This window comes from Halorubrum sp. AJ67, from assembly GCF_000513435.1.
This window is the reverse complement of sequence record NZ_CBVY010000009.1, coordinates 139892-141953: the sequence shown is the minus strand read 5'-3', so window position 1 is coordinate 141953 and position 2062 is coordinate 139892. Positions and strand designations below refer to the sequence as shown.

Genomic DNA, 2062 nt, shown 5'->3' with positions numbered 1-2062 from the left:
CGGGACTCGAAGGGGCAGTCGCGAGACGGGCAGAGGCGACGTAGCACCGCAGGAGCGAACGAAGTGAGCGACGAGGAGCGCAGCGAGCGTCTGTCCGCCTCGCGACTGGGGCTTCGGCGGTCTCGGTCACAAAGTCGTTCGTGGCGAAACCAGTCACGTAAAGCCGATCGACTGGGGCTTCGGCGGTCTCGGTCACAGCATCGGTTCCGTAGTATCGAGCGGTCGAGGCTTCGGCGGCGAACACCGTCGCTCCACCGCCAGTCACTCACGAGTCAAAAGCAGAAACGAAGAACTCGAAAAGCGACTCCGCGAGAATCGATCTAGAACGCGCTCTCGCCGACCGTCTTCCGATACGTCCCGACTCCGCGATGTTCCGTCTCGTCCCACGACGTCACGTCGACGAGGACCCGGGTGTTCACGGCGTCCGCCGGCGCGTCCTCGATCCGGAGCGTCGAGTCGCCGATGCGGGCGACCGCCGCCCCGCGTTCGCCGTCACCCTCGGTCCCGGTCACCATCACTTCGATCGTGTCGCCGACCGCGTAGTCCGGCGTCGACCCCCGGAACGAGAACCCGGCGAGGAACTTGTCGAAGACGCTCATGCGCGCGACACCTCCTCGGAGATGCGGTCGGGAATGTACTCCCGCCCGAAGCCGGTGATCGCGGCGAGGACGAAGATCGCCACGAGGAACCAGCCGTGGAACACGTAGGGCACGACCTCGATCGGGTTCACGACCATCGCGTCGGTGCCGTACTCAGCGCCGAGGCCGTCCGGGCCGACCATCACCTGATACCCGACGAGGACGCCCCCGGCCCACGGGAAGATGTAGCCGAGCGCGGAGGTGTTCGCGTCCAAGATGTTCGCGCGCCGGTACCCGTTGATGTTGAACTTCTCGCCGATGCGGGCGATGTAGGGCGCGATCGCGATCTCGGCGGCGGTGTTGATCGTGATCATCCCGTTGATCGTCGCGGTGCCGAGGACCATCGTCAGTTCCGCCCGGCGGACGGTCGTCGCGACGCGGTTCAGCAGGAACTCCTGGATCGCCTCGAAGCCGCCGCCGCGGATCATGACCTGCGCCATCGCGACGATGAGCAGCGTGAGGACGATAAGCGGGAAGAAGCCGACCGCGCCCGAGTAGAGGCTCCCGCCGACGCCGGCGGTCTCGCCGACCGCGACGAACGGCAGCGAGGCGAACGCGCCGGCCTCGGTGACGGTGAAGGCGACGATGTCGCTCGCGCTCGACAGCCCGAACAAGAGGTTGAAGACGACGGCGACGACCAGCCCCCACGAGATCGCCTCGACGATGTGGCGGCCGGCGACCGCGGTGACGATGACGACGCCCATCGAGAGCAGGTGGACGAGCCCGAGCGCGTTCGCGGACTCGCGGAGCGCGGCCGAGCCCTCTAAGCTTACGCCGCCCATGATCGACCCGGCGATCAGGTACGCCGCGAACGCCGGGATCGCGGCCGCGATCGCGTACTTGAACCGCGAGGCGACGACGCCGCCGATGTCGGCGTCTTGGGTCACCGCGCTCACGATCGTCGTGTCGCTGACGGGCGCGAGGTTGTCGCCGAACACCGCGCCGGAGAGGATCGCGGCGAAGAGCAGGACGGGGTTCGCGCCGATGAGGACGCCGGCCGGGAAAAAGAGCGTCACGAACGCGACGGTCGCGCCGTAGCCCGTGCCGATCCCGGTCGCGAGGAGGCCGCAAAGTACGAACGCGGCCGCGGGGAACGTGTTCGCGCCGACGTTCAGGGCGTCGGCCGCGAAGATGAGCCCCTCGACGAAGCCGCCGACCTGGAGCGTCTCGGCGAACATCCCGGCCCACAGCCACGCCACGATCGCGGTCGCGGCCACGCGCTGGGTCATCCCCTCGAAGATGGTGTCGGCGTACGCCTTCCAGTCGCCCCGGACGAGGAACATCCCGAGCGTCGTCCCGACCAGCGCGCCGACGACGAGCCCGTTTGTGTCGCCGATCCCGAGGACGCCGCTCTGGAAGATCGCCCAGGCGATGAAGAAGACGAGCGGGACCGTGCTCGCCCACTTGCCCCCGCGGAACTCGAT

General features: G+C 68.2%; 2 protein-coding genes. Both read right to left on the bottom strand.

All coding sequences use genetic code 11. The annotated features are described in order from the left end of the window. Positions 1 to 320 precede the first annotated feature (320 nt). Positions 321 to 599 carry a hypothetical protein gene (locus tag BN903_RS09465; protein WP_048077492.1) on the bottom strand — a complete coding sequence of 93 codons (279 nt, stop codon included), beginning with the start codon at positions 597 to 599 and terminating at the stop codon, positions 321 to 323. Next, positions 596 to 2062, bottom strand: a 1467-nt coding sequence (locus BN903_RS09460) for a Na+/H+ antiporter NhaC family protein (protein WP_048077491.1), incomplete at its 5' end; no start/stop codon positions are given. The genes BN903_RS09460 and BN903_RS09465, both read right to left, overlap by 4 nt.

Bases quoted from the DNA above. Each gene is read 5' to 3' on its own strand.
- BN903_RS09465 (WP_048077492.1), bottom strand. From the start codon at position 599: ATGAGCGTCTTCGACAAGTTCCTCGCCGGGTTCTCGTTCCGGGGGTCG.